We start from the raw sequence: 24,775 nt of genomic DNA on the forward strand, positions 1-24,775 counted from the left end.
GCTGGCCGGGTTTGCTACATGGCCGCCTGCCTGTCTGACTTAAATAAAATTAAACCTTGCTTAATATGTTCAACCTCTATAGTGTAGCGACATCGGTTTGGAACACAGACCTTATGAAAGCAGTTTTAGTAAAGCAGTCCTCAGTTCAAGCGTCATTCCCAGATGCCCTTCTTCATGAGCCTCCTCCTAAGTGCCCAATAAGTAAAATCTGCAAAACAGGCCATCTTCGTCACCTTGCGTGGCTCAAAATGAAAAGGACACATCTATGTCAACTAAAATGACTGGTTTAGTAAAATGGTTTAACGCTGATAAAGGCTTCGGCTTTATTTCTCCTCAGGACGGCAGCAAAGATGTATTCGTACATTTCTCTGCTATTCAGAGCAGCGATTTCAAAACATTAGATGAAGGCCAGAAAGTGGAGTTCTCAATCGAGAACGGCCCTAAAGGTCCTTCAGCTGGCAATGTTGTTGCTCTGTAACAGCTGATGCCCTCACGACCGCTTACGATCGCGATGATGGCAACAGCCTGAGCAGTTAAGTCGTTGTGAAAAGAACCCGCCTTGTGCGGGTTTTTTTATGCCTGTCATAAACTGCATTCGCCCTTGCGGCAGCCTTCCAGAATTTTTTTCGCCCTCCATTGCGCCATTGCGCCTGACATCCGCTAACTTCTGCATCGCTTGCACGAATAACGCCAGTGGGAGAAAAGCGCCGGGCATCAGGTTTTCATTATTATTTCAAAGCGTTATTATATTCGCGTGAAAATACAGGCATCGGGTGTGCAAAATAACGACGCATGGGCGCAAACCGTGGACCTTTTTATTATTGTCAGATCACAATAATGTATCTGATGGTACATTTTAGCCGCGCTGCCTTTTATCATTGAGACGATGTTCCCCAAGGGCTCGCTAACATCTTCTCTCTTCAGAAAAGCCGCTTTTATTTCTTAGTTATTGTCATAGATCACATTATTTAGCGCGTCACTATTAAGCTAATCATTTTAATACCGATAAACCTGTATCACCTTTTACCGGGATTACTGCAATGCTTAAAAACCTTAAAATCACGACGGGTATTGTTGCCGTGTTATTTCTTTTTAGTGCGCTATTGACCATTACGGGCTTTCTTTTTTATTCCTCTGTCAGTCAGGCCGGGCGAAATTTCTCTCGTACTGAACAACTTACGCTGCAGCAACAGCAGTTGAGCGACAGTGTACAAACGCTGATTAAAACCCGCGTGACGATCAGCCGCGTGGCGATCCGCTTCCTTAAAAACCAGAAAGATCCGGCGTCACTGGCGTCTATTGCCAAACTGCTGGAGGTGGCAAAACAATCCGCCGATAAAGCTGATGAGTATTTCCAGGCTTATAAGACCGCACCCGCATTACCGGGTCAGCATGCTGAGGTGACAAAAAATGTCGAGGCGGCTTACAACAAGATGCACGAAACAATGCTCGCCTCAGTAGACTTCCTGAAAAATAATAACTATCAGGGTTACGGGAATCTTGATGCGCAGGAAGCTCAGGATAATCTGGATAAGGCTTATCAGACATGGCGCAGTGCGAACTACCAGTTAATGAAGCAGATCGCCGCTGAAAACGATAGCAACTATAGTAATATGCTGTGGACGTTGCTGATTATCGCGATCATTGCCCTTGTCACCGTTGCCACTGTTTGGGCCGGTCTGAGAACCCTGCTGCTGAAACCGCTGAGCATGGCGACGGATTACATGCGTGCTATCTCTGCCGGTGATCTGACTCAGGAGATCGCCAGTGAGAGTCAAAATGAAACCGGCAGACTGCTTCGCCAGCTCGAAGAGATGCGCAGTGCGCTGGTTGTCACCATCCGCTCTGTGGATGATGCCACGCAGTCAATTTTTACCGGCGCGGCAGAAGTTTCTGCCGGCAGTACCGATCTCTCCTCGCGCACCGAACAACAGGCCGCAGCCCTTGAGGAAACCGCAGCCAGCATGGAGCAGCTCACCTCAACGGTAAAACTGAACGCGGAAAATGCTCAGCAGGCAACCACCATGGCGAAAGATGCCTCCGTGATGGCCTCGCAGGGTGGGCAAATCGTCGCGAAGGTGATCGCCAACATTGAACAGATAAGTGAAAGCTCAAAACAGATCGCCAGCATTATTGGCATTATTGACAGCATCGCCTTCCAGACCAATATCCTGGCGCTTAACGCCGCAGTGGAAGCCGCGCGTGCGGGCGAGCAGGGACGTGGTTTTGCTGTGGTGGCCGGTGAAGTGCGGTCTCTGGCCGGTCGCAGCGCCAGCGCGGCCCAGGAAATCCGCACGTTGATTGACCAGTCCACCCAGCGCGTAAACAGTGGTTCGACGCACGCCTCAGAAGCAGGCGATGTGATGGGCAGCATTGTGAATTCCGTTAACAGCGTGACGCAGTTGATGGCAGAGATTGCCTCCGCCTCGGCCGAGCAGACGCGCGGCATTGAGCAGGTGAGTAAAGCGGTATCTGAAATGGATGGCGTCACGCAGCAAAACGCCGCGCTGGTTGAAGAGTCGGCCAGTGCCGCTGCATCGCTGGAGGATCAGGCAACGCAGTTACGCCAGTCGGTAGCGGTGTTTAACACAGGCAGAACCCCGGCCGCAGGTCAGAATGTGCTACGTAAACCATCGCTGAAGAAGCCTTTAGCGGAGAGCACTAGCGCTGGCCTGTCAGCGGAAAACTGGCAGTCCTTCTGATTGCATTGCTGCGGGGCAAGTGCCTGCCCCGCAGCATCGCGTTTTAGTGACCAGAAACGTCAATGACCTTCGTATCCTTGCCCCAACCAGATAAAAATGCTGACGAGACCAGCGCCGGATGCACGCCTGTTACCACCACATCGACTAACGCTGATGCAACAAAAGGATCGTCATCCAGCATAGTCCTGACGGCATGCTCATCGGGTGCCGCCGCTAATACCAGTCCGCCGCGCTGATGCTCCAAGGGGCCGGCAAATATCACCTTGCCTGCTTTGATATTGTCAGCCAGCCATGCTTTATGACCTGGATTGTATTTTTCTCGTTCCGCTTCAGAACGACGATAAATGAGCGTGATAACGTAAAGCATGAGCTATCCTCCGATTTATTACAGATTTAGGGACTGAATAAGCGTCGCGGCAGCATGGCGAGCGTTATCCATTTCGCGCAGCAGAATTGCTTCGCCTTTTGACGCCCCTTCTGCACGAACAAAATGAATGTTCTTGATGCCTAGAAATCCAAAAAAGGCAGAGAGATAGCGCTCCTGAAAATCCATATCTTCAAACTGACCACCGTGGTAAAAGCCGCCTCGTGCTGAAGCAATAATCACGGTTCGCCCACCGGATAATCCTACCGGACCGTTCTCGGTGTATTTGAAGGTCTTGCCTGCCTGAGCGAGCCGATCCAGCCAGGCTTTAAGCTGAGTTGGCACCGAGAAGTTATACATAGGTGCACCTACCAGGATGACGTCACTGGCAAGGAATTCCGCCACCAGGCTTTCAGATAATCGATGCTGCTGGATAACGCGCTCATCGAACACGTCTCCGTCCAGCGATCTGAATCCTGCTGCAATGGGTCCTGTAAGGTGGCTGATCTCATCCGCTACCACGTCGCGGTAAACCACGTGAGTATCCGGGTATTTTTCAGTCAGTCTGCTAGCGATATCTGCCGTCAATTGACGAGTAACGGATTGCGCTTGAAGAATACTGGCGTCGATATGAAGTAATCGGATCATGTCATTCCCCTGGTAAAGTTAACGCTACGGAGTGGTAAGGGTCCTGGCGGCGCGATCTATCAAAGCCGCAACCTGTTCAGGATGTGAAACAAGAGACATATGACTGGAGGCGATGCGCTCAATGCTGGCTCCGATGGAGGCAGCAATGCGCGTCTGGACGGCAGGCGGTAGCGCCTTGTCATCTGTGGTCAGCAAATACCATGAGGGTTTGCTTTTCCATGCGGCCCGTTTCACCTTGTCATCAAACGCCCGCGCCGCTATGGGCTGCTGGACCGCAGTCAGTTCACGCACCAGTGCTTCAGGCACGTCACCGGCCATGATCTCAGCGAAATGGTCTGCACTATCGAGCCAGATCAGTCCATGACTGTCAGCCAACATCCCTGTCATCGGGGCATGAAGTCGCTGCAACAGATCGGCGGCAGATTCACCGCTGTCAGGCACCAGCGCAGAGAGAAACACCATCCCTTTGACCTTTGGATCATTTGCCGCGTCGGCAACCACCACCCCGCCCCAGGAATGCCCCACCAGCAGCACCGGCCCCTGTTGACGCGCAATGACATGCTCAGTGGCATTGACATCATCCTGCAGCGAGGTCAGCGGATTCTGTACGGCAGTAACGTGATAGCCTTTATGCTGAAGCTGGGTAATCACGGCTTTCCAGCTTGAGCCATCGGTAAAAGCGCCGTGAACTAACACAATGTTTTTGATGGCTGCTGCCTCCGCCATGATTTGCGTGCTGAGTAACGTCAGGCCCAGCAGAACGGCGAGTTTTAAACGTATCGCTTTTCCTGTTTTTCCCCACATCCGTCTTTCCACCCATTAGCCGTTATCATGCAGACCATCGTAACCCTGTAAAAAACACCTTGTAAGATGGCGAACTGGACAATTAACATGCAAAACTCGCCATTAAGAGGAAAACGCATATGCGCATTGCGATTGTGGCGCTGGAAGGCAGCCTGTCTTCAGCGATTAACGGGTTTTGTGACACCTTATGGATTGCTCGCCAGGTTATTGCTTCCCGCCCCGACTATGCTGAACGCGTTGCCAGCACGCTGTTAGAAACGCAAATTGTCAGCGCAGATGGTCAACCGGTTCGGGATGCGCAAGGCCGATGGCTTCATGTCGATGGGGATTTTGCCCAGGCCGCTCAGGCCGACATCGTACTGGTAGGTGGAATGGCGCTCGGCAGCGACAGGTTTCCGCTTCATGCCGGTGCGGTCACGCATGCGGCGCAGTGGATAAAAAAAATGCATCAGCAGGGCGCAACGGTAGGTGCCGCCTGCGCTGGGGGTTTAGTGCTGGGCGAGGCGGGATTGCTCGATCGCCGACGTTGTACCACCACCTGGTGGCTTTTTCCTACACTGCGGGAGCGTTACCCTCACGCCCGTCCTGTCTGGGGAAAAACGCTGGAACAGCAGGACAACATTATTACCACAGGCGGCCCGCTTTCCTGGACCGCCCTCACGTTGCACCTGCTCCAGACGATGCTGGGGGCTGACATTACCAGACAGATTGCCGATATGACGGTGGCTGATGCCCAACCCTTGTCGCAACGTCTCTACGCACCGCCCGGCTTTATCAATACCCAGCACCCCTTGCTCATGCGGGCTGAAGAGATTATTCGTTATCAAAACCCCGGCATTACGGCAGAACAGTTGGCATCCGCCCTGCATACCAGCGAACGCACGCTTCACCGCAAAATGAAATCGCTGACCGGGGAAAGCCCCAAGACCTTCATCACCCGGGTAAGAATTGAAGGTGCCTGTATTCAGTTGGAAAACCCCGCCGTGAGCATTCGCAAAGTAGCGGCCGACTGCGGTTATTCGGATGAGACGAGTTTTCGTAAAGCATTTAGCCAGATGATGGAGATGACGCCGCTGCGTTATCGCCAGTGGATAGCTGCACGCGCGTCATCTGAGATCCGGTGATGAGCGGAGCGCGTGCAGCGCCGCCCAACTGGCCTCTTTAATGCTGCCGTCTTTACCAAACAGCAGCGGCCCGGTCGCCAGCGCGTCCCCCGCCTTCGGTGTCGCAGCCGTGCGGTGCGGCGTATCCCAAACGCCCCACGTTAAAATGGCGGCAACGCCCGCCTCCAGAACCAGTGAAAGATAGCGTTTATACAGCGCGGCAACCGCCATCGGCCGGCTCTCCATCGGCACGCTGCTGTCATCCACGTCCAGTTCGGTGATGTACACCTTCAGGCCAAGCGATTTCACGTCGCGAATAAATGCCGCCAGCCCCGGCCCAAAGGCGGGATGAGGCCCGGCTTTGAGATGAGACTGGATGCCGAGCGCGCCAATCGGAATATGTCTGGACTGCAAGTCGCGCAGCATCGCCAGTACCGCCGCCCGTTTCCTTTGCCCACTCACATCGTCACTTTCCAGCCCGTAATCGTTGTAACAGATGACCGCATGGGGATCGGCCTGGTGCAGCGCCTCGCAGGCAATATCCATATAACGCGTACCAAGCCGCTGATACCAGAAACTGTTGCGCCATCCACCAGGTTGTCCGTCGGCGAGATTGATGATTTCGTTAGCCACGTCCCAACTGTGAATCTGCCCGCGGTAGCGGCCCGCAACGGTCGCTATATGCTGCCTCAAAACCTTCTCCAGCTCAGCCTCATCAGCAATAGCCTGTACCCAGTCCGGCAGGGCGCGGTGCCAGCAAAACGTATGCCCGCGAAGCCTTATCCCCTGCTCGCGGGCAAAGGCGGCGATCGCATCGGGCCCGGCGAAATCGTAGCGATCGCGCGCGGGATGGACGGCCATCCATTTCAGCGCATTTTCCGGCACGATAATGCTCGCCTGACTCGCCACAAACTGCCGATAGTGCGCATCGGATTGCAGACTGTCGGGCCTGACGGCAAAGCCAAACAGCCGATGACTTTGCGCCGCAACAATTTTAAGGGCGGGAAAAGGTGGGATGGATGCCAGAACCGGCAACGGCAGCGCGCCCGCCAGCATCAGCGCCGCGCTGCTTTTCAGAAACCGGCGTCGGCATGGCGAGGTTGAGGTAAAGACGGTATCGGTAAGACGTAGCGCCACGATGCCTCCGGATTCCAGTGGGCAATATTCCGGCCACGTTGGCCCGGCCCCCTGCTTTTTTATAGCGCCAAACGACCTCGCCGTCTGCCGCGATTCTTTGCATTCTGGTTAAGATGGGTTTCAGACTGTAAAAAATGCAAGGTCAGGTTCCGTGCCGGGAAAAGATGGCCTTATCAGCTGGCATCGGCGGCGCCTGATGGCGGGCAAAACAGATGAAAAGACGTTCCCTTTCGTCTGCCCTATACGGGCTAAATTCATCTCACCCTTCTCATCCGTCTCGGCACATTGCATTCGCCTGGCGCACGGGTTGATAAGCCGAATTAAATAACGAGGATTTTCCTTTGCTAAGCTGAAAGATATACCTTATTCGTTTAACCAAGGAGAATGCTATGACGCAGCTTAAAACCCGCCAGCTCGGCAACAGTGGTATCAACGTGCCGCTTCTGACTTTTGGCGGCAATGTGTTTGGCTGGACGGTAGACGAGAAAACCTCGTTTTCCCTACTTGATGCGCTGGTTGAAAAAGGTCTGTTCTTTATTGATACCGCAGACGTCTATTCCCGCTGGGCACCAGGCAATCAGGGTGGCGAGTCAGAAACCATCATCGGCAAATGGCTGAAGAATAGCGGCAAACGCGACAAGATCGTGCTGGCGACAAAAGTCGGTATAGAGATGTCGCCAGAGAAAAAAGGGCTGAAACCCGCCTATATTCGCCAGGCCGTGGAGGATTCCCTGCGCCGCCTGCAAACGGATGTTATCGACCTCTATCAGGCACATCGGGACGACGAATCCACGCCGCTGGCCGATACGCTGGGCACTTTCGACGCACTGGTGAAAGAAGGAAAAGTGCGGGCGCTGGGTGCATCCAATTACAGCGCGCAGCGGTTGCAGGCGGCGCTGGATATCAGCAAGCAGCAGGGGCTGGCGCGCTATGAAACCCTGCAGCCGGAATACAACCTTTACGACCGTGAAGGTTATGAAAGTGAACTGGAGCAGGTCGCACGCGACAACCACCTTGGCGTGATCAATTACTATGCGCTGGCCAGCGGCTTTCTGAGCGGTAAATACAAGAAACCTCAGGATGCCGCGAAAAGTCAGCGCGGCCAGGGCATTGTGGATAAATACCTGAATGAACGCGGCTTGCGGATTGTTGAGGCGCTCGAAGACGTCGCCGCCTCGCATGATGCTTCGGCTACTCAGGTTGCACTGGCCTGGCTGATTGCCCGTCCGGGTATTACGGCACCGATCGTCAGCGCCACCTCCCTGCAACAGCTTGATGAACTGGTAAAGGCAACGGAATTGGCCTTAAGTAAGCAGGAGATTGAAGAACTCTCCCGCGCCAGCAAAGCCTGAGGCGAAAGGGATGCTCCGGCATCCCTTTTTTTTACGCTGCCTCGCAATAAATGCCTTTTCTGTTAAAAACATATTCGTTCAGAGAGACCTGTCACACTTGCGTTAATTACTTATTATCTTGACGTTATATACGCACGGATTTGCAAAAATTGACATTTAGTCAGCATTATTCTCTGCCCTGTCAATTACTGTCATTCACACAAGAATAATGATTATGAATATGCAAAAAGCAGTGCAGTTTATGCCTCGCCTGGCCGCGGGCACCCTGATGTTTACGATGCTAAGCGCCTCCGCGCTGGCCGCCGATGCCTTCAGCTACGATTCACCTTATCTGTTTGGTGACTGGAACGGTTCGCGAACACAGCTGGAACAAGACGGCATTAAATTAGACGTTAATTACACCATGGAAAGCGCCGCTAATCTGGGCGGCGGCGCCGATACCCATACCTCGATGCGTTACAGCGATCAGTGGGCTTTCGGGGCCAATTTTGATCTGCAAAAACTCCTCGACTGGCAGGATACTCAGTTCCAGGTGACCATCACCGATCGTAATGGTCGCAACATCTCCGATCAGGTTGCCGACCGTCGCACCGGGATGCTCTCTTCGACACAGGAAGTCTACGGCCGCGGCCAGACCTGGCGACTGACGCAGTTCTGGTTAAGCAAAGGCCTGTTCGATAACACAGTGAATGTTAAAGCCGGCCGCGTCACCGTCGGAGAAGACTTCGATAATTTCGACAGCAAGTTTCAGAACCTGGCATTCGGCAGCGGTCAGGCCGGTAACTGGCGCGGCGATCGCTGGTTCAACTGGCCGGTATCCCAGTGGGGCGGACGGGTGAAGGTTAACTTTACCCCTGGGGTCTTTTTCCAGGTTGGTTTCTATAATCAGAACCGCGCGAACTACGACCGGGGCGACGGCTTCCGTCTTGATACCAGCAATTCTGAAGGCAATCTGGTGCCGGTCGAACTGGGCTGGAAACCGACTTTCGGACCGGAGAAGCTGCCGGGTAATTATCGCATCGGCTACTACTACTCGTCGGCAAATGGCGATAACTACGGCAGCTGGCGTGATGGCGCCTATCAGAGCAAAGACCATGCCTACGGCGGCTATGTGCTGTTACAGCAGCAGCTTACGGCACAAGGCGGTGATGCCAGCCGTGGCCTGGGCGTCAGCCTTCAGGCGGTCATGAACGATCATAAAACCTCTAAAACAGATAACTACCAGTCCATCAGCTTCACCTGGAAAGGGCCGTTTGATGCCCGTCCGCAGGATGAGATTGGTGTGGGGGCCGCGCGTATTCACGTTAACAGCGCCTATACCCGCTCGCTGCGTGAGCAGAACGATGCCAGCGGCCAGACTGACTTTACGAGTCCAACCTACCTGCCCATCCAGGAGGGGTCGGAATACAATTATGAGATTTACTACAACGCCCAGTTGACCAGGTGGCTGCAGTTGCGTCCTAACCTGCAATACGTTGTTGCGCCGGGCGCCCTCAGTGAGGTGAAAGATGCCTTTGTGGGTGGAATCAGCGCTAACGTGAACTTCTGATTCCGCCTTCATGCCAGCCGGGCAGGTGACCGCATCCGGCTGGCTGGTTTTATCGTGCACGTGGCAGCGCCCCGGCGTGCCGCGCTGGCTCACCTGGCCCCGTGCGAGTGATCTCCCCTTCCTCTGCCAGCAATATGCGCAATATTTTGCAAATCATGCCTCATGTGATGCGATATAACCGTATCACACGCGTTCAGACTGTCAGGAAAAAAATGAAAACCTACGTCAGCAAAGCTTTCTCAGCCGAAAAGGCCTGGGGCGCCCTCGACATTGCTAATTTTGAAGGCACAACCGTGCGCCTTCACTGGACAGACAGGCCTTACAAATGGCATATCAATGATGGCCAGGAAGTGTTTGCCGTTATGGATGGTTGCGTTGACATGCATTACAAGGAAGCGGGAGAAACGAAGACAATTCGTCTCGAAACGGGCGATATTTTCTATGCCAGTATCGGTACCGAGCATGTCGCCCATCCCCAGGGTGAAGCGCGAGTGCTGGTGATCGAAAAAGAAGGTTCAGTCTAATTCTGCTAGATTGCCCTTCTGCCCGTCGGGCTGAGGGCAATCCACCACACCTTCTACTAGGACCGTCGCCATGAATGCGTTAATCAGTCTTGAGGATCTGGGGCCACGCATCTGCATTATGGGGCCGTCTAACAGCGGAAAATCAACGCTTGCGACCGCGATCTCACATCACACCGCCCTGCCTGCCATTCATCTTGACCAACTTTATCACCTGCCCAATACCCACTGGCAGCCAAGAGAGAAGGCTGAGTTTTTGCATTTACATCATCAGGCTATTCACCGGGATTGTTGGGTAATGGACGGCAACTACACAGCCTGTCTTAACGAACGACTGGCGCGAGCAACCGGCTATATTCTGCTTGATGTCCCAATGCCCGCCAGCTTGCTGCGTTACGTCAGACGTTGTTACGCCAGTGCCAACCGGCCGGGCGCACTTGAGGGCAGTGTGGATAAGGTGAACTGGGCGATGATAAAGCACATCGCGTTGATAACGCCGGGAAACCGCAGGCGCTATAAAACGCGCTACCCGCACATCGATCTGCCCAAATGCTTTTTGCAGGGCACAAAGGCGATTGATGAGGCTTACAGGCGCTGGAATTTGGCTGTGTAATCCGCGTATTCTTGTTCGGGATCGGTCGTGTCTGGCCCGGTTGTATGGTGGGAGGCGTTGCGCCTTACCGCGTCCGGTTCAGCCAACCTGGCCTCTGCCGGTGAAGCGCGATGTCCGGTCGTTTTTATTCTGATGACAATGCCCTTTCGCGACGCTAACAGGCAGGGAGACAGTGAAATGGAAATAATACTGGCAGAAGACAGCCACGTTCCGGCAATACAACAGATTTACGCCCATCACGTATTACAGGGCACGGGCAGTTTTGAAATCGTCCCGCCCGACGAGGCAGAGATAGCCAGCCGGCTGGAGAAACTTCGCGCCGCCGGGCTGCCCTGGTTCGTCGCCCTCAGTGAAGGACAGGTTTGTGGCTACTGTTATCTGGGCTTTTACCGGCCCCGTTATGCCTATCGTTTCACCCTGGAGGATTCCCTGTATATTGCGCCCGCGTTCCAGGGAAAGGGCATTGGCAAACGCCTGCTGGCCCATGCTATTCACTGGGCTGAGTCCCGCGGCTTTCGCCAGATGGTGGGAAACGTAGGTGACAGTGCCAATGTGGCCTCTATCGCCCTGCACCGTGCCGCCGGTTTTACCGTGACCGGCACATTAACGTCGGTGGGGTTCAAGCATGGCCGCTGGCTGGATACGGTGCTGATGCAGCGCACTCTCGGTGACGGAGACAGCACGCTCCCTGAAAACTAAGCCTGGCTCGGCAGGCCGGGCGTTTTCAGGCGGTGAAGCCCAGCTCTTCTGAAATGGCCTGCGCCGTGGCAACCACCTTCGCCATCAGATGCTTCGCGCCAATCTGCTGCAGCTTGGCCGTCGGCAGGGATACCGAAACCGCATAAGGGACACGCTGCTGAATATCGAACACCGGTGCCGCAATGCAGGTGACGCCCAGTTCATTTTCTTCGCGATCCATCGCGGTGCGCTGCTGAAGAATATCGTTGAGTTCCTGCTGCATCTCGGGCAGCGTGGTAATGGTATTTTTCGTCAGTTGCTCAATGCTGTCCTGATGGTTTTGCCAGTATTGCAGCAGGTACTCTTCGCTGCCCCAGGCCAGAAAAATTTTGCCCATGGCTGAACAGTAGAGCGGCATATGCTGACCGATGTAGGCGCGGGTGCGCATCATGCCCGTAGTCGGTTCTAACTTGTTGATCAAGACAACGTGATCGTCTTCGCGGCTGGAGAAGTTCACGGTTTCACCCACGTCCAGGTTGAGTTTTTCCAGATGTGGCCCTGCAACGTGAATAATATTGAGCGACGACAGCGCCTTCTGACCGACTGAAATAAACTTGGTGGTTAAGCGGTAACTCCCGGGCGAAGGTGCCTGGGTCACGTAACCGCTGCTGTGCAGCCCCTGCAACAGGCGATGTACGGTGCTTTTGTTCATTCCAGACAGTTCAGCAAGATGGGCTAGCGGGCAACCGTTAGGATAATTACTTAACAATTCTATTAACTGCAGGCCACGAAACAGGCTTTGTGTCCCTAAGGGTTTATCGCTCTTCGTTTCCTTTGCTTTATCCACTTTCACCGCCATCCACCGACCCTCTCCATTTCTCACTTCCTGAACGCGCTAACGCATGATGTTAACTCAAGGCTTACCGACAGGGAATCTTTAGCTTTTTAGTGTGGTCGGGCGCACGCTTCTCGTCGTGACAGAAGTGCGCTGTTCATCACAAATTCAAAACAATATTTTAACTTACTGTTTCTTATAGATAAATATCCACCCTCCTTCTTTGCTTTTCCCCGGCGTCAGGAATACTATTTTTTGGAATAGTATTTCACATATTGAAATTAGCAACGAGCGGTCGCCGCTCTTGCTGCCGATACTCACCAGGCGTCACGGGAGGCAGAAATGCAACCTCATCCGGATAAACCGGTTCTTACACTCAGCCATATCACCAAACGCTTTGGCGGTAACCCCGCGGTTAATGATGTGAGTCTGGACGTCTTCCCCGGCGAGGTGGTGGCGCTACTGGGGGAAAACGGCGCAGGTAAATCCACCCTGATCAAAGTGCTGGCTGGCGTGTATACCAGCGATGAGGGCCAGATTACCTTTCAGGGAAACGTCACGGCATCCGCCGCCGCGTTGAAAACGGCAACCAGCCAGCCCATCGCGTTTATTCACCAGGACCTGGGGCTGATTGAGTGGATGACCGTGGCGGAAAATATGGCACTGGTGATGGGATTCAACCGCCGCTTTGGCCTGGTCAACTGGCGGGCGGTGCGTGAGCGGGCGCGTTCGGCGCTGGAGGAAGTCGGTATTCAGCTGGACCCCGATGCCCGCGTGTTTGAACTGTCGCGGACAGAGAAATCGCTGCTGGCCATCGCCCGTGCCGTCGCGGTCAACGCCGAAGTGCTGGTGCTGGATGAGCCCACCGCCTCGCTGCCCGCCAACGACGTGCGCCACCTGTTTGGCGTGATTGAACGCCTGAAAAGCCGCAACGTCGGCATGATTTACGTGACACATCGCCTGGATGAGGTGATCGAAATTGCCGACCGTATTTGCGTGATGCGTGACGGTAAACGCGTTGCGGAAGGCGTTACGGCAGATTACAAGCTTCACGATCTGGTGGAAATGATTGTGGGCGAGGCGCTGGAGAGTAACCAGCGACTTGCGCTGCCCGAGGCGCGGCCGCCGGTGCTGTCGCTGAATCAGCTGTGCATTGACGAAGTCGGGCCGGTTTCTTTTAGCCTGCAGCCAGGCGAGATGCTGGCGCTGGCAGGACTGCGCGGAGCCGGTCAGGAAGAAATAGGCCGAATGCTGTTTGGCCTGAAGCAGGCCACCAGCGGACAGGTTATTTTTCGCGACAACCCCTGCCACCCACGCTCTCCCCGTGAGGCGATGGCAGCGGGCATCTCACTGGTTGCAGGCGACCGCACGGGCGAAAGTCTGGTGATGTCGATGAGCGTGCGTGAAAACCTGTTTATTAATCCCTGCGCCAGCGGTCATCGGCTGATATCGCACTATGGTCGCCGCGCCGAGGTAGGCGCCAGCTGGTGGAAAGTCCAGCTGTTCGACGTGCGTCCCAAAGACGTCAACCTGGATATCAGCGCCCTGTCCGGCGGCAACCAGCAGAAAGTGGTCATGGCCCGCTGGATGCACCTCAACGCGCCGCTACTGATTCTTGAAGATCCTACCGCTGGCGTGGATGTCGGCGCACGCGAAGAGATTTATCACCTGCTCAATAAAGCCCTCGCCGAAGGCGTGGCGGTGCTGGTGATTTCCAATGACCTTGAAGAAATTGCTCATATCTGCAACCGCGCGCTGGTGTTTAACCGGGGCCAGGTGGTGGGTGAGCTGAGAAATGAACAGGTTACGTTTGCAGGTTTACTGGAGCTGGCCTCGGCCAGTTCTGCTGCTCCATTAGCTACCGTCTGAACAGGCAGTCAGGAGAAACGAAATGTCTAAAACCTCGGTGAAGTCCACCGCGCTCGAACAACGGGTCAGCCTTGCTCAGCATGGCTTTGCGCCGTGGTCGATGCAGATCCTCACCCGCTACGGGCTACTGCTGTTATGTGTGCTGTTAGCGTTACTGTTTTCAGTTCTGTCCCCCACCTTCGCTTCGATGTTGACCGTACAGGCGATTCTGTCCAGTAAGGCAAAAATTGCGCTGCTGGCGCTGGCGGCCACCTTGCCAATGATCGTTGGCAAAATCGACCTCAATGTCGGTTTTGGCATCGTGCTGTGGCACATCCTGGCCATTACGCTGCAGGTGGAATATGGCTTTTCCTGGCAGATGGCGGTGCTGACGGTGCTGGTGTTGTCGGCCCTGTATGGCCTGCTTAACGGCATCCTGGTCGCGCTGGCAGACATTGACAGCTTCGTCGCCACGCTGGGCTCCGGGACGGTGCTGTATGCCATTGCGCTGTGGCACTCCGGCGGCCGACAAATTGTGGGCGATTTACCGGATGCGTTCAGCGCGCTGCACAGCACGGAAATCCTTGGCATTCCGATTGGCGCATTCTATGTGCTGGGCCTGGCGCTGGCGTTATGGCTGGTCACCGAGCATACGCCGCTGGGAAGATGCATGTATGCCGTGGGCGGTAATCCCGTCGCGGCACGCCTCAACGGCATCGCCGTTAATAAGTACGTCATTGGATCCTTTATCGCCTCCAGCGTCATTACCGGCTTCAGCGGCGTGCTGATTGCCGCAGAACAGGGCGTCGGCCAGGCCAGCGTCGGGATGGATTACCTGCTGCCTGCCTTAGTGGGCGCCTTTCTGGGCAGCACCACCATTCGTCCGGGACGGGTTAACGTTTGGGGCACCGTAGTGGGCATCGCCATTCTGGCTATTGGTATCGCCGGTATTCAGCAGTTTGGTGGCGCCTTCTGGGTTGAACCCTTATTTAACGGTGCCACGCTGTTGCTGTCGATTACGCTTGCCGGCTACGCCCAGCGTCGCCGTATGTTGAACCAAAAAGCTGTCGTGCGCAGTCAGAGCACGCCAGCAACAACACCTGACCCACAGCAAAAAACCATCACACCAGGGAACTCATTATGAAAAATCCGGTATTTGGTCTTTCTCTCGTTGCCATGCTGGTCGCCTCTCTGCCCGCTCATGCAGACAGCTACCTGGAACAGGCCACCGCGGCCGTCGCCAAAGCCACGTCCAGCGCCACCACCTGGGATGGCCCTACCACGGGGCCGAAACTCCAGGCGAACAAGAAACTGATTTTTATCGCCTCAGATATGAAAAATGGCGGCGTACAGGGGGTTCAGCAGGGGCTGAGCGAGGCGGCGAAAGTGGCGGGCTGGAAGCTGGATACGCTGGACGGAGCGGGCTCGGTGAAAGATCAGCTTGCCGCGCTGAATCAGGCTATTGCCCAGCGCCCTGACGGCATCATTATTGGCGGCTGGAACCCCAACGTCGCCAAAATGCCGCTCAAAAAAGCGGTCCAGCAAAAGATAGTGCTGATGGCCTGGCATGCGGAGCCACAGCCAGGCCCGATTAAGCAGTACGGCGTTACGGATAACATTACTTCTGACTCAAATGAGGTTGCCCGCCTGGCGGCACAGTACGCGGTGGTGAAATCAGGCGGTAAAGCTCAGGTCATCATCTTTACCGACTCGCTGTACAAAATCGCGCTGGATAAAGCCAATGCGATGAAACAGGAAATTGAAAAATGCAGCGAGTGTAAGGTCATCGACTTTATTGATACGCCACTGGCCGATACCTCTAACCGTATGCCGTCACTCACCTTCAGCTTGTTACAGAAGTACGGCGACCGCTGGCAGTACTCGCTGGCGATTAACGATCTCTATTTTGACTTCATGGCACCGGCGCTGAAAACCGCAGGCAAGGGGGGCAAAAACGCGCCATACAATATCTCTGCGGGCGACGGGTCTGTCTCGGCCTTCCAGCGTATTCGCAATGGTGAAAGCCAGTCGGCAACCGTGGCAGAACCGTTAAAACTGCACGGCTGGCAGTTGCTGGATGAGTTCAACCGCGCCTTCGCTGGCCAGCCGCCTTCCGGCTATGTCACGCCTGCGCACTTAATTACTCAGGAAAATATTAGCCGGGATGGCGGACCGCAAAATAACTACGACCCCGAAAACGGTTATCAGCAGCACTATAAAACCATTTGGGGCGTGAAGTAACGGAGGCCAGCAGCATGCAGGTAGAAAAACTGTGTTCCCCTGCCATCTGGGCCGAAGGCCCGGTATGGCTGCCGCAGCACGATGCGGTGGTATTCAGCGATGTCAAAGGCAACCGCATGTACTGCTGGCAGCGCAACGGTGAGCTCAGCATCTGGCGTCATCACGCTAACTATGCCAACGGTAATGCCCGGGATGGGCAGGGACGCGTAGTTAGCTGCGAACACGGCCGCCGGGCTATCAGCCGGACCGAACTGGATGGCACGGTCAACGTGTTGATCGACAAAGTAGAGGGCAAGCGCTTTAACTCGCCCAACGATCTGGCGATCCGCGCCGATGGCACCATCTGGTTTACCGATCCGCCTTACGGGATCGTTAACGATCACGAAGGCTATCTGGCCCCGAGTCAGGTGATTGGCTGCTATCTCTACTGCTTCGATCCCGCCTCCGGGCAGCTCAGTATTGCGGCCAGCGATCTGCAACGGCCTAACGGGCTGGCGTTTTCGCCCGACGAGAGCCTGCTGTATGTTGCCGATATGTCGGTGGTGGACTTTCCAACTCTGGGGCGCCACCAGCTCCGGGTCTATCAGGTTAAAGGACGCGAGCTGTCGCCCGGCCAGTTTTTTGCCGATGTCACGCCGGGCTTCCCGGACGGATTCTGTGTCGATTCTCACGGCGACATTTACTGTAGCTGCGCAGACGGCGTGATTATTTTTAACCCTGACGGAGAGCGCAAAGGCAAAATTCCGATCCCTGAAACGGTATCCAACTGCACATTGGGTGGGCCGGATAATAATGAACTCTATATCACCGCAAACACGTCGCTCTACCGGGTAAGGCTGCCCTAAGCCGTCTGCTCAGGCAGGGATGCCGCACGCGTCAATCAGGTCAGCCTCTGTTGGGCTGACCGGCCCGTCTGTGGGCAAAATCTGGCGAATAAGCCAGAGATCACAAAAGCCGACAATAAATATAAGATACTGATTTTTATTGATTAATTTTTCGGTCATTTCTTTGACTGGCCCGGCTTTTCCCCATAGCATTTAGTTGAAATGACATTCCACATTATGAAATAAAGCGGTAACGCTGGGAGTATCAGTCGTATGAGAATCAGCTATCAGCAGTTGTATGAGGAGTTTCTCCGCGTACTTACAGGTCGTAACGTGCCTCAGGATAAAGCCGAAGCCTGCGCGCGCATGTTTACCGAAACCAGTCTCAACGGCGTGTATTCCCACGGCGTAAACCGCTTCCCGCGGTTTATTCAGCAGCTGGATGCTGGCCATATCGTGCCCGAGGCGGAACCACAAAAAGTCCTGTCGCTGGGCGCGATCGAGCAGTGGGATGCGCAGCGCGCCATCGGCAACATCACCGCGCACGGGATGATGGATCGTGCTATGGCCCTGGCATCGGATCACGGTATTGGGCTGGTAGCACTGCGTAATGCCAATCACTGGATGCGCGGCGGCAGTTATGGCTGGCAGGCAGCCGAAAAGGGCTTTGTGGGCATTTGCTGGACGAACTCCATTGCCGTGATGCCGCCCTGGGGCGCGAAAAGCGGCGCTATCGGCACCAACCCGCTGATCATCGCCGTGCCAGGCGAGCCAATCACCATGGTGGATATGTCGATGTCGATGTTCTCCTACGGCATGCTGGAAGTGAACCGTCTGGCCGGTAAGAGCCTGCCGGTCGATGGCGGATTTGATGATGAAGGCAATTACACGCGCGATCCGGCCACTCTTGAGCAGAACCGTCGCATCTTACCCATGGGTTACTGGAAAGGCTCCGCGCTATCGGTGGTACTGGACATGCTGGCCACCCTGCTCTCCAACGGTGCCTCCGTCACCGAAGTGACACACGACAACGGCGATGAATTCGGCATCTCGCAGGTCTTTATCGCGATTGATGTTGACCGCCTTATCGACGGTGAAACCCGCCAGCACAAGCTCGACCGCATCCGGGCATCAATTATCAACGCTGAACGGGCCGACAGCGCGCAGGCCATTCGCCTGCCCGGCGATAAGTTTCCTCCGCTGCGAGCTGAAAATCAGCGACTTGGCATTCCGGTAGATGAGCGCGTCTGGGCGCGTATCCAGGCGCTGTGAGGAGGGAATCATGATCACCGGACACATCGCGAATACCGACCCGCGTCACTATCCTCCGGCGATCGCCAAAGCGATCGCCTGCCTGACCCGCTACGACCTGCTCACCCTGGCGGCGGGACGTTATCAGGACAGTGAAACCGGCTGGGTTATGCAGGTACTGGATCTGCACACCGTTCCGGCCGAGGAGAACTACCCGGAAGCACACCGCCTGCACATTGATGTGCAGTACCTGGTTACGGGCGAAGAAGTCATCGGCGTCGCAACGCAGCCTGTGGATTTCGCGGTGCATCAGCCTTACGACCCGGAGCGCGACATTATTTTTTACCAGCACGTGCCGCATGAGACCCAGGTGCGCATGCTGCCGGGCACCTTTGCCGTGTTTTTTCCGCAGGATATCCATCGCCCAAATTGCGCGGTGGGCACGCCAGGACCGATTCGCAAAGTGGTGGTCAAGATCCCCACCTGCGATCTGGCGTAAGCAAGGAGAAAGGCCATGAGTCTGACATCAACTGCCGTTAACCGTGAAAAGATCCCTGCCCTGCGCTGGTTACGGATCATTCCGCCTGTCCTGATCACCTGCATCATTTCCTATATGGATCGGGTTAATATTGCCTTTGCCATGCCGGGCGGAATGGACGCCGAACTGGGCATCAGCGCCTCAATGGCCGGTCTGGCGGGCGGTATTTTCTTCATTGGTTACCTGTTTTTGCAGGTGCCAGGCGGCAAGCTGGCCGTCTACGGTAACGGCAAACGCTTTATTGGCTGGTCGCTGCTGGCCTGGGCAGTCATTTCGATACTGACCGGCATGGCAACCAGTCAGTACCAGCTGCTGGCACTGCGCTTTGCGTTAGGGATCGCCGAAGGCGGCATGCTGCCGGTGGTGCTGACGATGATCGGCAACTGGTTCCCGGATGCCGAGCGCGGCCGCGCCAATGCGATTGTGATCATGTTTGTCCCGATCGCCGGGATCATTACCGCGCCGCTCTCCGGCTGGATCATTACCGGCTGGGACTGGCGCATGCTGTTTTACGTGGAAGGCGCGTTATCGCTGGTCGTCATGGCCCTGTGGCATTTCACCATCAGCAACCGGCCGCAGGAGGCGAAGTGGATTTCTCCGGCTGAAAAGCAGTATCTGATTACGACCCTGCACAACGAGCAACTGATGATCAAAGGGCAGAATGTGCGCAACGCTTCTCTGCTTAAGGTCATGCACGAGCCCGTGATGTGGCGGCTGATTCTGGTCAATTTCTTTTATCAGACCGGCATTTACGGCTACACCCTGTGGTTGCCCACCATTCTTAAAGAGCTGACCCACGGCAATGTCGAGCAGGTTGGTATGCTGGCCATACTGCCCTACGTCGGGGCGATCTTCGGCATGTTTCTGTTTTCTGTTCTTTCGGATGCAACCGGGCGGCGCAAGCTGTTTGTGGCGCTGCCACTGGCAGGTTTTGCGCTATGCATGGCGCTGTCGGTGTTGCTAAAAGCGCATATCTGGTGGTCCTACGCGGCGCTGGTGGGCTGTGGCGTGTTTATTCAGTCTGCAGCGGGCGTGTTCTGGAGTATTCCGCCGCGCCTGTTCAATGCCGAGGTCGCGGGCGGGGCACGCGGCCTGATCAACGCACTGGGCAACCTTGGCGGCTTCTGTGGGCCTTACATGGTCGGCGTGCTGATGGCGTTCTACAGCAAAGATGCCGGGGTTTACAGCCTTGCCATTTCGCTGGCGCTGGCTGCGCTGCTGGCAATGACCCTGCCTGCCCGCTGTGATTCTGCGAAACGGGAGGCGTTATGAAACGCTGGCTGGGACTGGACTGCGGCGGCACCTTTATTAAAGCCGGACTCTACGACAGGCAGGGCCGCGAGCTGGCCGTTGCGCGGCAAAACCTGCCGGTACAGGTACCAGAGCCGGGTTATGCCGAACGCGATATGACGCTGCTCTGGCAGCAGGCGGCAGCGGTCATTCGCGAAGTATTGACCCGCAGCGGTCAGGATGCCGCCGACGTCGCTGGATTAGGCATCTCTGCTCAGGGTAAAGGGCTGTTTCTGCTGGATAAAGATCGCAATCCGCTGGGAAATGGCATCTTATCCTCCGATCGTCGCGCCCTGAGCCTGGTGCAACAGTGGCAGCGGGAAGGCATGCCGCAAAAACTCTATCCTCTCACCCGACAGACGCTCTGGACCGGCCATCCGGTGTCGCTCCTGCGCTGGCTAAAGCAGCATCAGCCGCAGCGCTACGCCGCAATCGGGAGCGTACTGATGGCCCACGACTACCTGCGTTTCTGTCTGACCGGCGAGCTGGCCTGTGAAGAAACTAACATCTCTGAATCCAATCTGTACGACATGCAGGCGGCAGACTGGTCGCCCGCGCTGGCTGAGATGCTGGATATCAGCGAGATCGTGCCGGCGTTGCCCCCGATTGTGGCATCAACGCAGATTGCCGGCTATGTAACCGCGCAGGCTGCCGCCGCATGCGGTTTGCTGCCCGGCACGCCTGTGGTCGGGGGCCTGTTTGACGTGATGTCCACCGCGCTGTGTGCGGGACTGAATGACGCAACGCGCCTGAACGCGGTGATGGGCACCTGGTCGGTGACCAGCGGCATTACCGACTGCATTAGCGATGAAGCAGACTATCCCTACGTTTACGGTCGCTATGCCATTGAAGGCCAGTATCTTATCCACGAAGCCAGCCCGACATCGGCGGCAAACCTGGAGTGGTTCTGTGAACAGTGGGGCATCCGCGACTACCAACAATTAAATCAGTGGGTCGAGGAGCTGGAACCTGCCAGCAGCGCGCTGCTGTTTCTGCCTTTTCTGTACGGCACCAACGCCGGGGCCGACCTGCACGGCAGTTTCTTTGGTCTGCAGGCGGGCCACACGCGTGCCCACCTGGTGCAGGCCATCTACGAAGGCGTGGTGTTCTCCCACCTGACGCATCTCAACCGCATTCTGCAACGCTTTCCTCAGGTCACTGCCCTGCGTCTGAGCGGCGGCCCTACGCGCTCCGCGCCCTGGATGCAGATGTTTGCCGATGCCAGCGGCCTGCGCGTTGAAGTGCCGCAGATCAGCGAAAGCGGCTGTCTGGGCGCGGCGCTGGTGGCGTTGACCGGCACCGGTGCTTACACCTCGCTGCAGCAGGCCCAGCAGGCCCTGGCGCCGGATATCGTCACCTGGCTACCGGACAGCACACGGCATGCCCGTTATCAGCAGAAGTATCAGCGTTATCAGCATCTGATCCGCGTCCTGAGTGACGCACAAGGAGCCCCCTTATGAGCCTGCCTTTACTCCAGCTGGCGCTGGATCATACCGCGCTGGATGCGGCGCTGGAGACCGCACAGCAGCTGCATCAGCATGTCGATATCATCGAAGCCGGTACGTTGCTGTGCCTGAGCTGCGGAGTCGAAGCCGTGCGCCGTCTGCGCCAGCAGCATCCGCAAAAGACCCTGGTGGCCGACTATAAAGTGGCGGATGCCGGCGGCACGCTGGCAGACATGGCCTTCACGGCGGGCGCAAGCTGGATGACGGTCATCTGTGCCGCACCGTTGGCGACGTTTGCCAGCGCGCTGGACGTGGCGCAGCAGCACCAGGGCGATATTCAAATCGAACTGTTTGGTCACTGGACGCTGGACGATGCCCGCCGCTGGCGGCAACTGGGGCTGAAACAGGCCATTTACCATCGGGGGCGGGATGCCCAGGCCAGCGGGCAGCAATGGAATCAGCATGACCTGGATACCATGAAAGCCCTGTCGGATTTGGGTTTTGCGCTCTCCATCACGGGCGGCATTACGCCTCAGGATCTTGCGCAATTTAAAGACGTTGACGTGAAAGCGTTTATCGCCGGGCGCGCCCTCAGCGATCCCACCAGCGGCATTCAACGCGCAGCGGAATTCCATCAGGCCATTGCCAGCATTTGGGGAACAGTATGAAACGCCAGCATCCGTTAGGTATTTACGAGAAAGCACTGCCCGCTAACCTCACCTGGCCTGAACGACTGGCGCTGGCAAAAGCCTGTGGCTTTGATTTTGTGGAAATGTCGGTAGACGAAACCGACGTGCGGCTGGAGCGCCTGACCTGGAGCAAAGAGCAGCGCCTGTCGCTGGTCAACGCCATGATTGAAACCGGCGTGACCATTCCCTCCATGTGCCTGTCGGCGCATCGCCGCTTTCCGTTTGGCAGTCACGATCCGGCGATCCGCCAGCGGGCAGACGATCTGATCGATCGCGCCATCCAACTGGCAAAGGACGTGGGGATCCGCACGATTCAGCTTGCCGGTTACGACGTCTATTACGAACCTCACGATGATGGCACCGTAGCGCGCTTTGCCGAAGGCTTGTCACGTGCGGTGCAACGCGCCGCCGCGGCGCAGGTGATGCTGGCGGTTGAGATCATGGATACCGAGTTTATGAACGCTATCAGCAAGTGGAAAGTCTGGGAGCAGCAGCAGGCTTCTCCATGGTTTTCCGTTTATCCGGACGTGGGCAATCTCAGCGCCTGGGGCAATGATGTCACCGCCGAACTGACCCTGGGTATTGATCGCATCGCCGCGATTCATTTAAAGGATACCCAACCCGTGACCGCAAGCTCGCCGGGCCAGTTTCGGGACGTCCCCTTTGGTCAGGGCTGCGTGGACTTTGTCGGCGTATTCCGCACGCTTAAGGCGCTGAACTATCGCGGATCGTTCCTGATTGAAATGTGGACGGAAAAAGCCGAGGAGCCGGTTGCCGAGATCGTGCAGGCCCGGCGCTGGATTGAACAGAAAATGCAGGAAGGAGGTTTAGTATGAGCATAGCCGCCATGAAAGAGCAGGTGCTGGCCGCCAACCTGGCGCTGCCGCGCCATCAGCTGGTGACCTTTACCTGGGGCAACGTCAGCGCTGTCGATCGCGCGCAGGGGCTGATGGCCATCAAACCCTCCGGCGTGGCGTACGACGGCATGACGGTGGACGACATCGTGGTCGTGGAACTGGAAAGCGGACGGGTGGTGGAAGGCAGTAAAAAACCCTCGTCGGATACCGCGACGCACCTGGCGCTCTACCGCGCCTTTGCGGATATTGGCGGCATTGTGCATACCCATTCGCGCCACGCCACCATCTGGGCGCAGGCCGGTCAGGATCTGCCCGCCTGGGGCACAACCCATGCCGACTACTTTTACGGGGCCATACCCTGCACCCGGCTGATGACGGAGGCCGAAATAGCCCACGACTATGAACACAATACCGGCGAAGTGATTATTGAAACCTTTCGCACGCGCGGCATCAGCCCGACCGCTATTCCTGCCGTGCTGGTTAACGCGCACGGGCCCTTTGCCTGGGGAAAAGACGCCGATAATGCGGTCCACAATGCGGTGGTGCTGGAAGAGATCGCCTATATGGGCATTTTCTCCCGCCAGCTGACGCCCGGTATTACCCACATGCAACAGCCCTTACTGGACAAGCACTTTCTCAGAAAGCATGGAGCAAATGCCTATTACGGGCAGTAATCCACAGTGGTTATCTTACTCAGCAGGAGCGGTTAACTATGAACAGGTCGTTTCGTCTGACGTCCCCTGCCGACCGGCATTATGGTCCGGCGCTTTGGGCAGGGTTTTGGGGCGGCAACGTTGCCAGCTTCGTAAAATGGGGAACGGAGAATCCGTTTCCGCCCAGAACGCCTGACAGGGCGATTCCCCCTGCTGAGATGCTGCAGGATATGGGGATCAACGTCAGCAACCTGGTCTATCATTATTCCGGTCACGTGGTGAACTGGGGCGTTGCCGGGGTTCACCACCTGTTCTCAATCGTCTTCGCCCTGCTCTACTGCGCCCTGGCCGAGATCCTCCCGGTCGTTACGCTGGGCCAGGGCGTAGCGTTTGCCCTGCTCATTACCCTGGGCTTTCACGGCGTGATCTTGCCGATGAACGGCTGGGCACCGCCCTTGTGGCACCTGCCGTTAGCGGAAATCGCCTCGGAGACGTTGGGGCATATTCTGTGGATGTGGACGATTGAGATCTTCCGGCGCGCCATGGGCGGGAGCGTCTTTCCGCGCGCGTCCGCGTAGTGCCTGTATCCCCTCAAGTCATCATATTTGTTTAAGAACCCTCTGAAATCCCAACGGCGCACTTCTGTTCCTGTGCGCCTAACTCCGTCGATCGTCGCCATTTTTTCTGCAAAATTAGGCTATCAGGCAAAATCCTTTTTTCCTGGCCGCTAAATGGCGGTTGATAATCGTTAAGGCATTTTTACAATACGGCCTACGCTTAACCCTAACCGGCTCGTTCAGGCGAACGCCGTGATTGAGTAAACTGACAGGCCT

At 56.1% G+C, this 24,775-nt stretch carries 25 protein-coding genes; 20 read left to right on the top strand and 5 right to left on the bottom strand.

Annotation, left to right across the window (positions count from 1 at the left end):
* The first annotated feature begins 265 nt into the window (after positions 1-265).
* Positions 266-478: a transcription antiterminator/RNA stability regulator CspE gene (cspE, locus tag ACPXSQ_RS16620; protein ID WP_014606872.1), complete on the top strand. Its 213-nt coding sequence runs from the start codon at positions 266-268 to the stop codon at positions 476-478.
* 562 nt (positions 479-1,040) lie between these two features.
* Complete coding sequence (locus tag ACPXSQ_RS16625) at positions 1,041-2,702, top strand: methyl-accepting chemotaxis protein (protein WP_014595135.1); 1,662 nt, start codon at positions 1,041-1,043, stop codon at positions 2,700-2,702.
* 43 nt (positions 2,703-2,745) lie between these two features.
* On the opposite strand, the gene ACPXSQ_RS16630 is transcribed toward ACPXSQ_RS16625, so the two are convergent.
* The 3 genes from ACPXSQ_RS16630 to ACPXSQ_RS16640 are packed head-to-tail and all read right to left on the bottom strand — an operon-like array spanning position 2,746 to position 4,518.
* Positions 2,746-3,069 (bottom strand): YciI family protein, encoded by a 324-nt coding sequence (locus ACPXSQ_RS16630; RefSeq protein ID WP_013024280.1) that lies wholly within the window; start codon positions 3,067-3,069, stop codon positions 2,746-2,748.
* Between the two features lie 18 nt (positions 3,070-3,087).
* Entirely contained in the window at positions 3,088-3,714 is a 627-nt protein-coding gene (locus ACPXSQ_RS16635) for an FMN-dependent NADH-azoreductase (protein ID WP_013024279.1), read from the bottom strand.
* 24 nt (positions 3,715-3,738) lie between these two features.
* Positions 3,739-4,518, bottom strand: a complete 780-nt coding sequence (locus ACPXSQ_RS16640) for an alpha/beta fold hydrolase (protein WP_014595134.1) — start codon at positions 4,516-4,518, stop codon at positions 3,739-3,741.
* A 119-nt stretch (positions 4,519-4,637) separates the two neighbouring features.
* Between ACPXSQ_RS16640 and ACPXSQ_RS16645 the strand changes: the two genes are divergently transcribed.
* Complete coding sequence (locus ACPXSQ_RS16645) at positions 4,638-5,642, top strand: GlxA family transcriptional regulator (RefSeq protein WP_013024277.1); 1,005 nt, start codon at positions 4,638-4,640, stop codon at positions 5,640-5,642.
* Here ACPXSQ_RS16645 and ACPXSQ_RS16650 read toward each other — a convergent pair.
* On the bottom strand, positions 5,625-6,758 hold the full coding sequence (locus ACPXSQ_RS16650; RefSeq protein WP_250331227.1) for an endo-1,4-beta-xylanase: 1,134 nt from the start codon (positions 6,756-6,758) through the stop codon (positions 5,625-5,627). The two genes, ACPXSQ_RS16645 and ACPXSQ_RS16650, sit on opposite strands and share 18 nt — an antisense overlap.
* A gap of 389 nt (positions 6,759-7,147) precedes the next feature.
* Here ACPXSQ_RS16650 and ACPXSQ_RS16655 point away from each other — a divergent pair, with 389 nt between their 5' ends.
* From ACPXSQ_RS16655 to ACPXSQ_RS16675, 5 genes are all read left to right on the top strand, one after another.
* On the top strand, positions 7,148-8,110 hold the full coding sequence (locus ACPXSQ_RS16655; protein WP_064373006.1) for an aldo/keto reductase: 963 nt from the start codon (positions 7,148-7,150) through the stop codon (positions 8,108-8,110).
* 208 nt (positions 8,111-8,318) lie between these two features.
* Complete coding sequence (locus tag ACPXSQ_RS16660) at positions 8,319-9,659, top strand: carbohydrate porin (protein ID WP_426144162.1); 1,341 nt, start codon at positions 8,319-8,321, stop codon at positions 9,657-9,659.
* A 212-nt stretch (positions 9,660-9,871) separates the two neighbouring features.
* The gene (locus tag ACPXSQ_RS16665) at positions 9,872-10,183 is read left to right on the top strand and encodes a cupin (RefSeq protein ID WP_014606875.1); all 312 of its coding nucleotides are present in this window, start codon (positions 9,872-9,874) and stop codon (positions 10,181-10,183) included.
* A 70-nt stretch (positions 10,184-10,253) separates the two neighbouring features.
* Entirely contained in the window at positions 10,254-10,793 is a 540-nt protein-coding gene (locus ACPXSQ_RS16670) for an ATPase AAA (protein WP_013024272.1), read from the top strand.
* A 177-nt stretch (positions 10,794-10,970) separates the two neighbouring features.
* Positions 10,971-11,492: a GNAT family N-acetyltransferase gene (locus ACPXSQ_RS16675; protein WP_031283310.1), complete on the top strand. Its 522-nt coding sequence runs from the start codon at positions 10,971-10,973 to the stop codon at positions 11,490-11,492.
* A gap of 25 nt (positions 11,493-11,517) precedes the next feature.
* On the opposite strand, the gene ACPXSQ_RS16680 is transcribed toward ACPXSQ_RS16675, so the two are convergent.
* On the bottom strand, positions 11,518-12,330 hold the full coding sequence (locus ACPXSQ_RS16680; RefSeq protein ID WP_014595130.1) for an IclR family transcriptional regulator: 813 nt from the start codon (positions 12,328-12,330) through the stop codon (positions 11,518-11,520).
* Positions 12,331-12,648: 318 nt separating this feature from the next.
* Here ACPXSQ_RS16680 and ACPXSQ_RS16685 point away from each other — a divergent pair, with 318 nt between their 5' ends.
* The 12 genes from ACPXSQ_RS16685 (at position 12,649) to ACPXSQ_RS16740 (ending at position 24,520) form a co-directional block, all read left to right on the top strand.
* A complete protein-coding gene (locus ACPXSQ_RS16685) occupies positions 12,649-14,175 on the top strand; it encodes a sugar ABC transporter ATP-binding protein (protein WP_013024269.1) in 1,527 nt (508 codons plus the stop codon).
* A gap of 22 nt (positions 14,176-14,197) precedes the next feature.
* The gene (locus tag ACPXSQ_RS16690; RefSeq protein WP_013024268.1) at positions 14,198-15,298 is read left to right on the top strand and encodes an ABC transporter permease; all 1,101 of its coding nucleotides are present in this window, start codon (positions 14,198-14,200) and stop codon (positions 15,296-15,298) included.
* Positions 15,295-16,395: a substrate-binding domain-containing protein gene (locus tag ACPXSQ_RS16695; RefSeq protein WP_426144163.1), complete on the top strand. Its 1,101-nt coding sequence runs from the start codon at positions 15,295-15,297 to the stop codon at positions 16,393-16,395. The genes ACPXSQ_RS16690 and ACPXSQ_RS16695 overlap by 4 nt, the downstream gene beginning before the upstream one ends.
* A 14-nt stretch (positions 16,396-16,409) precedes the next feature.
* On the top strand, positions 16,410-17,240 hold the full coding sequence (locus ACPXSQ_RS16700; protein WP_014595129.1) for an SMP-30/gluconolactonase/LRE family protein: 831 nt from the start codon (positions 16,410-16,412) through the stop codon (positions 17,238-17,240).
* A 252-nt stretch (positions 17,241-17,492) separates the two neighbouring features.
* The gene (gene yiaK / locus ACPXSQ_RS16705; RefSeq protein WP_014595128.1) at positions 17,493-18,491 is read left to right on the top strand and encodes a 3-dehydro-L-gulonate 2-dehydrogenase; all 999 of its coding nucleotides are present in this window, start codon (positions 17,493-17,495) and stop codon (positions 18,489-18,491) included.
* Between the two features lie 10 nt (positions 18,492-18,501).
* Positions 18,502-18,969, top strand: coding sequence for a YhcH/YjgK/YiaL family protein (locus ACPXSQ_RS16710; protein WP_019105625.1), 468 nt, complete (start codon positions 18,502-18,504; stop codon positions 18,967-18,969).
* 15 nt (positions 18,970-18,984) lie between these two features.
* The gene (locus tag ACPXSQ_RS16715; protein WP_089517678.1) at positions 18,985-20,280 is read left to right on the top strand and encodes an MFS transporter; all 1,296 of its coding nucleotides are present in this window, start codon (positions 18,985-18,987) and stop codon (positions 20,278-20,280) included.
* On the top strand, positions 20,277-21,758 hold the full coding sequence (locus ACPXSQ_RS16720; protein ID WP_013024261.1) for an FGGY-family carbohydrate kinase: 1,482 nt from the start codon (positions 20,277-20,279) through the stop codon (positions 21,756-21,758). The genes ACPXSQ_RS16715 and ACPXSQ_RS16720 overlap by 4 nt, the downstream gene beginning before the upstream one ends.
* The gene (ulaD, locus tag ACPXSQ_RS16725; RefSeq protein WP_015701213.1) at positions 21,755-22,411 is read left to right on the top strand and encodes a 3-keto-L-gulonate-6-phosphate decarboxylase UlaD; all 657 of its coding nucleotides are present in this window, start codon (positions 21,755-21,757) and stop codon (positions 22,409-22,411) included. The genes ACPXSQ_RS16720 and ulaD overlap by 4 nt, the downstream gene beginning before the upstream one ends.
* The gene (locus ACPXSQ_RS16730; RefSeq protein WP_014595123.1) at positions 22,408-23,268 is read left to right on the top strand and encodes an L-ribulose-5-phosphate 3-epimerase; all 861 of its coding nucleotides are present in this window, start codon (positions 22,408-22,410) and stop codon (positions 23,266-23,268) included. Before ulaD ends, ACPXSQ_RS16730 begins: the two co-directional genes overlap by 4 nt.
* On the top strand, positions 23,265-23,963 hold the full coding sequence (gene araD, locus ACPXSQ_RS16735) for an L-ribulose-5-phosphate 4-epimerase (protein ID WP_013024258.1): 699 nt from the start codon (positions 23,265-23,267) through the stop codon (positions 23,961-23,963). The genes ACPXSQ_RS16730 and araD overlap by 4 nt, the downstream gene beginning before the upstream one ends.
* 38 nt (positions 23,964-24,001) lie before the next feature.
* Positions 24,002-24,520, top strand: coding sequence for a YagU family protein (locus ACPXSQ_RS16740; RefSeq protein ID WP_014595121.1), 519 nt, complete (start codon positions 24,002-24,004; stop codon positions 24,518-24,520).
* Positions 24,521-24,775: the final 255 nt, after the last annotated feature.

The sequence above is a fragment of the Pantoea sp. EEL5 genome, from assembly GCF_049892805.1.
Classification (GTDB): Bacteria; Pseudomonadota; Gammaproteobacteria; order Enterobacterales; family Enterobacteriaceae; genus Pantoea; species Pantoea ananatis.

What these genes read in the sequence shown, in the direction of transcription:
- cspE (WP_014606872.1), top strand. Translation starts at nt 266, where the DNA reads ATGTCAACTAAAATGACTGGTTTAGTAAAATGGTTTAACGCTGATAAA.
- ACPXSQ_RS16625 (WP_014595135.1), top strand. Translation starts at nt 1,041, where the DNA reads ATGCTTAAAAACCTTAAAATCACGACGGGTATTGTTGCCGTGTTATTT.
- ACPXSQ_RS16630 (WP_013024280.1), bottom strand. Translation starts at nt 3,069, where the DNA reads ATGCTTTACGTTATCACGCTCATTTATCGTCGTTCTGAAGCGGAACGA.
- ACPXSQ_RS16635 (WP_013024279.1), bottom strand. Translation starts at nt 3,714, where the DNA reads ATGATCCGATTACTTCATATCGACGCCAGTATTCTTCAAGCGCAATCC.
- ACPXSQ_RS16640 (WP_014595134.1), bottom strand. Translation starts at nt 4,518, where the DNA reads ATGTGGGGAAAAACAGGAAAAGCGATACGTTTAAAACTCGCCGTTCTG.
- ACPXSQ_RS16645 (WP_013024277.1), top strand. Translation starts at nt 4,638, where the DNA reads ATGCGCATTGCGATTGTGGCGCTGGAAGGCAGCCTGTCTTCAGCGATT.
- ACPXSQ_RS16655 (WP_064373006.1), top strand. Translation starts at nt 7,148, where the DNA reads ATGACGCAGCTTAAAACCCGCCAGCTCGGCAACAGTGGTATCAACGTG.
- ACPXSQ_RS16660 (WP_426144162.1), top strand. Translation starts at nt 8,319, where the DNA reads ATGATTATGAATATGCAAAAAGCAGTGCAGTTTATGCCTCGCCTGGCC.
- ACPXSQ_RS16665 (WP_014606875.1), top strand. Translation starts at nt 9,872, where the DNA reads ATGAAAACCTACGTCAGCAAAGCTTTCTCAGCCGAAAAGGCCTGGGGC.
- ACPXSQ_RS16670 (WP_013024272.1), top strand. Translation starts at nt 10,254, where the DNA reads ATGAATGCGTTAATCAGTCTTGAGGATCTGGGGCCACGCATCTGCATT.
- ACPXSQ_RS16675 (WP_031283310.1), top strand. Translation starts at nt 10,971, where the DNA reads ATGGAAATAATACTGGCAGAAGACAGCCACGTTCCGGCAATACAACAG.
- ACPXSQ_RS16680 (WP_014595130.1), bottom strand. Translation starts at nt 12,330, where the DNA reads ATGGCGGTGAAAGTGGATAAAGCAAAGGAAACGAAGAGCGATAAACCC.
- ACPXSQ_RS16685 (WP_013024269.1), top strand. Translation starts at nt 12,649, where the DNA reads ATGCAACCTCATCCGGATAAACCGGTTCTTACACTCAGCCATATCACC.
- ACPXSQ_RS16690 (WP_013024268.1), top strand. Translation starts at nt 14,198, where the DNA reads ATGTCTAAAACCTCGGTGAAGTCCACCGCGCTCGAACAACGGGTCAGC.
- ACPXSQ_RS16695 (WP_426144163.1), top strand. Translation starts at nt 15,295, where the DNA reads ATGAAAAATCCGGTATTTGGTCTTTCTCTCGTTGCCATGCTGGTCGCC.
- ACPXSQ_RS16700 (WP_014595129.1), top strand. Translation starts at nt 16,410, where the DNA reads ATGCAGGTAGAAAAACTGTGTTCCCCTGCCATCTGGGCCGAAGGCCCG.
- yiaK (WP_014595128.1), top strand. Translation starts at nt 17,493, where the DNA reads ATGAGAATCAGCTATCAGCAGTTGTATGAGGAGTTTCTCCGCGTACTT.
- ACPXSQ_RS16710 (WP_019105625.1), top strand. Translation starts at nt 18,502, where the DNA reads ATGATCACCGGACACATCGCGAATACCGACCCGCGTCACTATCCTCCG.
- ACPXSQ_RS16715 (WP_089517678.1), top strand. Translation starts at nt 18,985, where the DNA reads ATGAGTCTGACATCAACTGCCGTTAACCGTGAAAAGATCCCTGCCCTG.
- ACPXSQ_RS16720 (WP_013024261.1), top strand. Translation starts at nt 20,277, where the DNA reads ATGAAACGCTGGCTGGGACTGGACTGCGGCGGCACCTTTATTAAAGCC.
- ulaD (WP_015701213.1), top strand. Translation starts at nt 21,755, where the DNA reads ATGAGCCTGCCTTTACTCCAGCTGGCGCTGGATCATACCGCGCTGGAT.
- ACPXSQ_RS16730 (WP_014595123.1), top strand. Translation starts at nt 22,408, where the DNA reads ATGAAACGCCAGCATCCGTTAGGTATTTACGAGAAAGCACTGCCCGCT.
- araD (WP_013024258.1), top strand. Translation starts at nt 23,265, where the DNA reads ATGAGCATAGCCGCCATGAAAGAGCAGGTGCTGGCCGCCAACCTGGCG.
- ACPXSQ_RS16740 (WP_014595121.1), top strand. Translation starts at nt 24,002, where the DNA reads ATGAACAGGTCGTTTCGTCTGACGTCCCCTGCCGACCGGCATTATGGT.